Origin of the sequence: Yoonia sp., from assembly GCF_046498525.1 — a bacterium.
GTDB lineage: Bacteria > Pseudomonadota > Alphaproteobacteria > Rhodobacterales > Rhodobacteraceae > Yoonia.
Map to the genome: position 1 here is coordinate 1 of NZ_JAWOAN010000138.1, position 9,274 is coordinate 9,274.

The following is a 9,274-nucleotide window of genomic DNA, read 5'->3' on the forward strand; positions in this document are numbered from 1 at the left end:
CAACGGTATTCTTTTCAATCACGAAAGCCCAAGGCGCGGCGAAACCTTCGTTACCCGCAAGATCACACGCGGAATGGCCCATATCGCGCTTGGCCTCCAAAACTGCCTCTATCTGGGCAACATCGACGCATTGCGCGACTGGGGGCACGCCAAGGACTATGTGAAGATGCAGTGGCTGATGCTGCAACAAGGTCGTCCGGAAGATTACGTGATCGCCAGTGGCAAACAGCACTCTGTCCGCGAATTCGTCATATGGACCGCAGCAGAACTGGGTATGAAACTGGCGTTCAGCGGCACCGGGACGCAGGAAATTGCGACCGTCACAGCCGTAAACACCAACCGCGCACCCAATGTGCGCTGTGGTGATATCGTGATGCGGGTCGACGCACGTTATTTCCGCCCAGCGGAGGTCGAAACGCTTTTGGGCGATCCCTCAAAGGCGAAAACACAGTTGGGCTGGACCCCGACGATCACGCCAGGGGAACTCTGCGCAGAGATGGTTGCGGAAGATCTCAAGATTGCACGGCGCCACGCACTGCTGAAAGAACACGGCATGGACATGCCCATCGCTCTGGACGCCTGACGATACAGGCTTTCGGGGCGGTCCGCACACGTGGCAAACCAAGAGGTCGAGCATTAAAGCAAGGGTGCCTCGCATCAAAAGATGCAAGGCACAATGAAAACAAACTATTGAACCGCCGCCACTGGAACCCCCCAAGCTGAACGTCAACCCGTTCACCCAATTGTTTCTGCGCGTTTTGTCACAAACTGTCTGTTTCAGTTCGTCACGCGACAGACCGGTTGCACCCCATTTACGGGGGCAGGTCCAGATTCCAATAATCCCGCCGCGTACGACCGGAACCTAAGCTGCACCAATACGGTCGCATACGGCATTCACGAAAAATCTGAAGCGATATTGAACAAATTGAAAGGCAAGCTTCATGCCTGCGCCACAATTGCGCCGTGCCGACAGCACGCCGTGCAATCACTCTGGCAGGACATTTTGACGACACGCGGTTTCGGGGGGACCTAACATGTCATCTATATCATTTTCATACTACGTGACCGACCCCGGTGACGTGACCCACTCGCATATTACCGATCTGGTGATCGTGGATGTGGACGGGACAGCACAGCTTTATAGCGGGACGCGCTATGATGGTGTCTTGCGGCAATGGGACATTACGGGCGGAATTCTGTCGATTGGGGAAAGCGTTGCGTTTTCCGGCAATATTCTAGCAGGTGGCATGGGGGGGATGACCGATCTCTCATTCGACGCGACGCCGGGCCTGTTGGTGGGCGGGGGCCCAAACGGGGCGCTTCAGACGGTGCGGCTTGAATCTGACGGGAGCTTCGGTAGTACAACGATACTGACTGCTTTGCCGGACAGTTTTGACGGGTTCCAGCATGGCGCAACCCTGAACCTACCCGAGGGTGGGCAAACTGTCTTTGGCGCGCTTGCGGGTCAGCAGGGCCTTGCGCAACTGACCTTTGATGCCCGCGGTGAGCTGCAGGGATACGCCGTTTTCCAAGACGCCACGACAACAGGCTTGGCTGCCTTGGCAACGACGCCGGTCGCCGGACAAAACTATATCGTCTCTACCAGCACACGCCATAACGGCCTTACAGCCAGAGCGATCGATGATGCAGGACAACCTGTAACTGAAACCACCATCGGCGCAGCTGACGGGCTTTGGATCAGCGCGCCAACAGCGCTGGAAACAGCCATCTTGGGGGATGCGACCTATCTTATCCTTGCCGCCGCCGGAACCGACAGCCTTACCGTCATCGCGCTGAATACCGATGGCAGCATGACCGTCCGCGATCATGTTCTGGACGCGAGGGAAACACGGTTCGGCGGGGTCGCCGCCATTGAAGTGATCGAAGCCGACGGCAGGACCTATGTCATTGCCGGGGGTGCCGATGACGGGGTGTCGGTCTTCTTGCTGCTGGAAGGTGGCCTGCTTGTTCATCGGGCCACGATTGAAGACACCGAAGACTACGGTCTTGACAACATCAGTGCGCTGGCAGCGTCACAGGGCGCTACCGGTGTCGACATTTTCGTGGCCAGCAGCAGCGAACGGGGGGTGACACAATTGCGGTTGGACACCGGACTTGCAGGCGTGACAAAGACCGCAACATTGACCGGTGGTCCGCTGGAAGGCACGGCGGGCGGGGATATTCTGCAAGGTCATGATGGCGATGACATCATCCATGCGGGGCCGGGTGACGACATTCTGCGCGATGGGCAAGGCTCTGACGTGATGTCTGGCGGTGCTGGCGCGGATTTGTTCATTCTGACCGCTGATGGCGAAACCGACACGATCACCGATTTCACACCGGGCGAGGACAAGATGGACCTGTCACTCTGGCCCATGCTGCGCGATATCAGCCAGCTTTTCATCACTTTGCAAGAAGACGGCATGCGCATCATCTACGGCGACGAGGTGCTGAACGTCCAAAGCGCCGATGGCAGTCCAATTGATTATCGCACACTGGGCACAACCGATCTGATCGGCGCCACACGCCTGCCCGTCGATATCACACCAGGATATCCCGGACCTGCGACACCGACGCCAGCGCTGAACGGACCACAGGATCTGCCTGCCATAGATGAGGGAGGTGACAACTGCGGGCTGATACCGCTGCAAGCGATTTCAACGGATACCTTTTCCCTTTTGCGCGATGCCATGAATACGCCGGAGCCAAATCCGGCGACCGGAATGGTGATCAACGGGGGGGACACCACCGAGATTCTGATCGGAACCGACCACATTGACCTTATTTTTGCTGGCGCTGGTAACGATACACTCAGCGGCGGCGATGGTGACGACACACTTTTTGGTCGTGCGGGCAACGACACGCTGGAAGGCGGCAACGGTGCCGATACGCTTTTTGGCGGCAGTGGTGCCGACATGATCGACGGCGGGAACGGGCAGGATGTACTTTATGGCGGCAGCGGGTCTGATGTTTTGAACGGCAACTACGGGGACGATGTACTTTACGGCGGCGGCGGCGCAGACACGTTCATCTTCAATAGCGGGTCGGACATCATCGCTGATTTTGAACAGGGCATTGACCGGATCATCCTCGACGCCGCCCTGTGGACCGGGCTCACGTCGGCGGCGGATGTTCTTTTCGTCTATGGCGAATTTGATGACGGTCGGACGACGATCAACTTTGAAAACGGCAACACGCTCGTCATTGAAGGTGTCAAGGACCCAGCGACTTTGGCCGATGACATCAGCTTGTTTTAGCGTCAGTTGCCGCCAGCGACGGATGCAAGCGTGTTTGTCAGACCAAACACCGCCAGTGCGGGATTAAGCGCGCTCTCGGTGCCGTAGATCAGGTCGTCGCCCTCCAGCATGAAATTCCCTGCCGAAAACAGACCATCAGCCGAAGTCAGATCAATGGTGAAAACCACTCTCTCTTTCGGGGGCCCGGCTATTCCGTCAGACACAGCACCCGCAGAATATTCACGCAGGATCAGGATGCCTTCGGGGTTGGCACTGCCTGCATTGACGCCGCCAATAAACGCAAGCGCTTCAAGCGCTGAAAATTCCACCTCTGGAAAGTCGACGATAGATTGCGTTCCGGTCGCCCCAAGTGCGATGAACTTGCGCGCATCATCCTCGATATAAACCCGGTCACCGCCACGCATCGCAATATTGGCGCGGGGGTCTTTCAGCAGACGCTCGAACGGAATGCCATAGGTGCGTGACCCGCGCACAAGTCGCACCTGCGGCGAATTCAAATCAGGGCTCGGCCCGCCGGCCTGCGAAAAGAGGTCGAGAATCTTGACGTTCCGGTCAAGCAGGGGATAGAGGCCGGAAGCCGCAAAACCGGACACCAGATTGGCGCTGTTGGAAGGGCCCGGTTCGACCGAAAGCTGCACTTGGGCAGACGGGACGGTCATGATCAATTCTTCTTCGATCCGCTCGCGGGCGGTACTGGGCGACATGCCCGAGACACGCAGATTGCCGATATAAGGCACGAATATCTGTCCATCAGAGCTTACGACTGTAGGCTGTAAGGCCGTCACCCCCGTTGCCCCGAAGATCGAGTTTTCCTCTGCGTCCCAGATCGTGACCTGCACTGTGTCACCCGCCGCGATCAAAAGTGACGCGGGCTGCTCTTGGGCAACAAGCCAGGGCAAGGCGGCATCACCGGTCACCGGCCAGCCTTGCAAAACCGGCAAAGTCTCGCGGCCTACTTCATAGACGGCAAAGTCATAGACCGGTTCTTCGCCTGCTGCGGCTGTATTGGCATTGGACGCAGCCAGAACCTCGGACTGGAAACCGGCACCGCGCGGCAGACCGCAACTTGCGAGGGCGAAACATGCGATGACAGCAACAAATCCTTGGGCGCGCAAACGTGAGTCCTTTCAAGCAGTGCGCGTAACCTACACCGCTGAAATGGCATAAGACAGCACGCGAGGTGCAAAATCAGTGAATAACTTCCAAGCGGGCCGATCAACTAGAAATCAATCGCGAGGCCCTTTTTCTCCCAGTCGCCGTAGCGCACAGGTTCTGGCCCGTCGCGCCCCCCCAATTCGGTCGGCAATACCTGCCCTTTTGCCTTCTTGCGGCGCTCTTCGGCTTCGGCCAAGGCGCGCTGGGCGGCGGGCGGCAGGTCTTTGGGCTGATCAGTCACGGGCGGCACCCTCCTTGTCGATATGATATGTTTGATATACGTCCCGCGCACCCAGCTTCAAGTGAGACATCCATGAACCAGACAGGTTTGCCCGCCCGCCGCTCTGCGCACCATCTGCTGATGCAGATCACCGGCGAGGGCCGTTTGATGGCCGAATTGATCAGCGGTGGCGCATTGGCGCGTCTGGAAAACGACGACCGCGCCCGCGCCCAGCGCCTTGCCACCGAAGCGTTGCGCGGTCTGGATCGTGCCGACCGGATGCTGAAACCCTACCTCAAGAAAACGCCGCCCGATCACGTGATGAACGCCCTGCGCCTTGGCGTGATCGAGTTGTGTAGCGGTGAAGCGGCGCATGGCGTTGTGAACGCCTATGTCGAAATCGTCGCACGCAACAAGCGCACCCAAGCGATGAAGGGGTTAACCAATGCCGTCTTGCGCAAGATCGCGGCAGAAGGACCCGAGGGCTGGAACAAACGCGCTATTCCTCTCACCCCCGGCTGGCTGCGTCAGCCACTTGTTGCGGCATGGGGGCGTGATGCTGTCACAGGCATGGAAGCTGCGCATTTCGCGGGCGCACCGCTTGATCTTTCCGTGAAGGGCGATGCAGAGGCCGTCGCACAGGCACTTGATGGAATTGTCCTGCCTACAGGTTCGGTCCGATTGCAAAATGGCGGTCAGGTGTCTGCCCTCAAAGGCTACGAGGAGGGCGACTGGTGGGTGCAGGATGCTGCGGCTGCTATTCCGGTCAAGCTACTGGGTGACGTCAAGGGTTTGAACGTGCTGGATCTTTGCGCCGCACCGGGCGGCAAGGCCATGCAACTTGCAGCTTTGGGCGCAAGGGTGACTGCGGTAGATATCTCCGAAAAGCGCATGGAACGTATCAGCGAAAACCTTGCCCGTGTCGGATTGTCGGCGGACTGCGTGGTCAGCGATGCCTTTACCTATGAACACGGCGGCTTTGATGCGGTGCTGCTCGATGCCCCCTGCTCTGCCACCGGCACGATCCGGCGGCACCCGGACCTGCCATATGCGAAAGACGGGTCCGAATTCGGGGCGCTGATCGACCAGCAAGAGGCGATGATCGACCACGCCCTGACCTTGCTCAAACCCGGCGGAAAGCTTGTTTTTTGCACCTGCTCACTCTTGCCGGACGAAGGCGAGGTTCAGGCGGAAGAAGCACTTGCGCGTCACCCCGGCCTCAGGATCGAAGCTGACGCCCTGCAGATTGATGGCATTGATTCTGACTGGATCACACCCGAGGGCGGGCTGCGCCTGCGCCCCGATTATTGGCCGGACATCGGAGGTATGGACGGGTTCTATATGGCGGTCCTGAGAAAGCCTGCGTGACTTAGGCACGGGCATTTCCTATGGTTCGTGCAAAAGCGTTGTGAACGCGTGCAAACCGAGGCTGCAGGAATTGGCCCAAACAACAACATGGCGTGAGCGCCGAACGCGCTTTCTGCACCGCTGGCATGCGCGCCGTGCCGCGCGAGCAGCGCTTGCGACCGCCTTTGTCTCACTTCCAGAGCCGCGCACCATTGGCGTTGTGGAGCGGGGCAGGCAGCTGATTGCGGGGCAGTTTCTGTTCTCTGGCCTGTTCGTTGAAGGCAAACAATACACAATCTGGGAGATCGCAGCGGCCTACCCCGAAGTCGCGAACGAAATACACGGGTGTGCATGGCTGGATGATCTGGCCGCCGTCGGTGATGAAACCGCACGCGAGCTGGCGCAAAAATGGGTCTTTGCGTGGATCGAAAAATACGGCGATGGCCGCAGTGATGGCTGGACACCGGGCATCACCGGGCGTCGTCTGATCCGGTGGATCAACCACGGGCCGTTTTTACTGCGCAGTCGGGACATGAATACCTCGGCAACATTTTTCCAGAGCCTCGCGCGGCAAACCTTGTTCGTGTCCCGCAGGTGGAAGACCGCAAAGCCCGGCCTACGGCGGTTCGAGGCATTGGCCGGAACGATCCATGCAGGCCTGTCGCTCAAAAGTATGGACATGCACGCAGCGCCCGCCCTTGCAGCACTGGCGCAAGACTGTGCCGAACAGATTGGTCCTGACGGGTCAATCGCGACCCGGAAACCGCAGGACCTGCTTGATATTCTCAGCCTGCTGAACTGGACCACGCAATCACTGCACAATGCCAAGCGCACCGTCCCGTCAGAAATAACCCGCGCTATCACGCGGATCGCGCCCACGATGCGCGCCTTGCGACATGCGGATGGTGCATTGGCCCGCTTTCATGGCGGCGGTGAAGGCATCGACGGGCGCTTGGACGAAGCACTGGCTGCAACAGGCATCAAGACCCGACCTGCCCCGGAAACACACATGGGTTACGCCCGGCTTGCCAGCGGACGCACCACAATGATCGTCGATGCAGCACCACCGCCACAAGGCCAGGCCTCGGTTGAGGCACACGCCAGCACATTGGGGTTTGAACTGACCTCGGGGCGCAGGCCCATGATCGTGAACTGCGGCTCTGGCGCGCGTTTTGGCGAAGAATGGCGCAGGGCAAGCCGCGCGACGCCCAGCCATTCGACGATGATGATCGAAGGAGTCTCTTCTTCCCACCTCGGACCGATGGGGCGTTTGGCGAACGGTGATGAGCTTTTGACCGAGCTGCCCACTCTGGTACAATGTGCCTACACCGAGACAGACGATGGCCGTAAACTTGAACTGTCGCACAATGGCTACCAAAGCTCGCACGGGCTGACCCACGCGCGTATTCTGGAACTCTCCGCAGATGGCAGGTCACTGCACGGCAAGGATTTGCTCGCGACGCTCGGTCCCAAAGACGACGCCGCCTTCGAGAAGGCCCAAGCTCCCGGTGGTTTGCCCTATATCATCCGGTTTCATCTGCACCCTGACGTCACTCCCGCCATTGATGCCGCACGCACCACTATCTCGCTCACGCTGAAGTCTGGTGAAATCTGGAGCTTTCACCACGACGGCCAGGCAAATTTAAGCCTTGCCGCGTCGGTTTATCTGCAAAATCGGCGATTAAAGCCCGTTCCGACGCAGCAGGTGGTTTTATCCGGACACACAATAGCTTATGCGACCCGTGTCCGTTGGTCGTTGGCCAAGACGCAAGATACGCCCGTCGCGGTGCGAGACTTTGCGCAGGCCGATCCTTTGGACGCGATTTAGTAGTTCTCGTAAGGACCCACATGACCGATCTTGCCCCGCTGCGCCGCGCCCTGCTTTCTGTTTCCGACAAAACGGGGTTGATTGACCTTGGCCGTGCGCTTGCCAAACGCGGAGTCGAGATTTTGTCGACCGGCGGATCGGCAAAGGCGCTGCGCGAAGCCGGGCTTGAAGTCCGCGATGTGGCGGATGTGACAGGTTTTCCCGAAATGATGGATGGACGCGTCAAGACGCTACACCCTGTCGTGCATGGCGGCCTGCTTGCGCGGCGCGATCTGGAAACGCACCGCGATGCGATGGTCGAACACAACATTGGACCAATCGACCTGCTCGTGGTGAATCTTTATCCCTTTGAAGAGACCGTCGCCAAAGGTGCCGACTTCGACACCTGCATCGAGAACATCGATATCGGCGGTCCGGCGATGATCCGCTCTGCGGCCAAGAACCATGCGTTCGTGACCGTGGTGACGGACGTGGAAGACTATGACGCGCTGCTTGCCGAACTGGACGCCAATGACGGGCAGACCACGCTGGCCCTGCGCCAGCGCCTTGCCCAGACCGCTTATGCCCGCACTGCCGCTTATGACACCGCCGTCAGCACTTGGATGGCGGGCGCGATTGGCGAAGACACGCCGCGCCGCCGGTCATTCAGCGGCACGTTCAAGCAAACCATGCGTTATGGCGAAAACAGCCACCAGTCCGCAGCCTTCTATACTGACGGCACAGGCCGCCCCGGTGTCGCGACCGCCGTGCAGCATCAAGGCAAGGACCTGTCGTATAACAACATCAACGACACGGACGCCGCCTTTGAATTGGTCGCCGAGTTCGATCCTGCCGATGGCCCCGCGGTTGCCATCATCAAACACGCCAACCCCTGTGGCGTGGCGCGCGGTGCGACATTGTTAGAGGCATACCAACACGCCTTTGACTGCGACCGTACCAGTGCATTCGGCGGCATCGTCGCGCTGAACCAGCCGCTGGATGAAGACACCGCCAAAGCCATCGTCGAGATTTTCACCGAAGTGGTGATTGCACCCGGCGCCTCTGACGCGGCCAAAGCGGTGTTTGCTGCCAAAAAGAACCTCCGCCTGCTGACCACCGATGGCTTGCCTGATGTGAAAGCCCCGATCACAACCTATCGTCAGGTCGCCGGCGGCATGTTGGTACAGGACAAGGACACCGGCTTTGTCGGGATGGATGACCTGAAAGTTGTCACCAAAGTGGCCCCGACAGACGCGCAAATGGCCGATCTGCTCTTTGCATGGAAGGTCGCCAAACACGTCAAGTCCAACGCCATCGTCTATGTGAAAGACAAAGCAACCGTCGGCGTCGGGGCTGGCCAGATGTCACGCCTCGACAGCGCGCTGATTGCCGCCAAGAAGGCCGAGCGTATGGCAGAGGCGATGGACCTGCCCGAGCCGCTCACCAAAGGGTCTGCCGTGGCATCGGACGCGTTCTTTCCTTTTGCCG

At 59.2% G+C, this 9,274-nt stretch carries 7 protein-coding genes; 5 read left to right on the plus strand and 2 right to left on the minus strand.

What is annotated here, in order from left to right; all coding sequences use genetic code 11:
* Together R6T97_RS09255 and R6T97_RS09260 are read left to right on the plus strand one after the other, a co-directional pair.
* Window positions 1-583: GDP-mannose 4,6-dehydratase (locus R6T97_RS09255; RefSeq protein WP_410349009.1), on the plus strand; the 583-nt coding region annotated here is incomplete at its 5' end.
* A gap of 451 nt (window positions 584-1,034) precedes the next feature.
* A complete protein-coding gene (locus tag R6T97_RS09260; protein ID WP_410349010.1) occupies window positions 1,035-3,257 on the plus strand; it encodes a calcium-binding protein in 2,223 nt (740 codons plus the stop codon).
* 2 nt (window positions 3,258-3,259) lie between these two features.
* Here the strand turns inward: R6T97_RS09260 and R6T97_RS09265 are convergent, their stop codons facing one another.
* Together R6T97_RS09265 and R6T97_RS09270 are read right to left on the minus strand one after the other, a co-directional pair.
* Window positions 3,260-4,372, minus strand: coding sequence for a polysaccharide biosynthesis/export family protein (locus tag R6T97_RS09265; protein ID WP_410349011.1), 1,113 nt, complete (start codon window positions 4,370-4,372; stop codon window positions 3,260-3,262).
* Window positions 4,373-4,476: 104 nt separating this feature from the next.
* On the minus strand, window positions 4,477-4,653 hold the full coding sequence (locus tag R6T97_RS09270; RefSeq protein ID WP_410349012.1) for a DUF1674 domain-containing protein: 177 nt from the start codon (window positions 4,651-4,653) through the stop codon (window positions 4,477-4,479).
* Window positions 4,654-4,725: 72 nt separating this feature from the next.
* Between R6T97_RS09270 and R6T97_RS09275 the strand changes: the two genes are divergently transcribed.
* The 3 genes from R6T97_RS09275 to purH form a co-directional block, all read left to right on the plus strand.
* Entirely contained in the window at window positions 4,726-6,000 is a 1,275-nt protein-coding gene (locus R6T97_RS09275) for an RsmB/NOP family class I SAM-dependent RNA methyltransferase (protein WP_410349013.1), read from the plus strand.
* Window positions 6,001-6,070: 70 nt separating this feature from the next.
* Window positions 6,071-7,807: a heparinase II/III family protein gene (locus R6T97_RS09280; RefSeq protein ID WP_410349014.1), complete on the plus strand. Its 1,737-nt coding sequence runs from the start codon at window positions 6,071-6,073 to the stop codon at window positions 7,805-7,807.
* 20 nt (window positions 7,808-7,827) lie between these two features.
* A partial coding sequence (gene purH, locus R6T97_RS09285) for a bifunctional phosphoribosylaminoimidazolecarboxamide formyltransferase/IMP cyclohydrolase (protein ID WP_410349015.1) occupies window positions 7,828-9,274 on the plus strand: 1,447 nt, incomplete at its 3' end.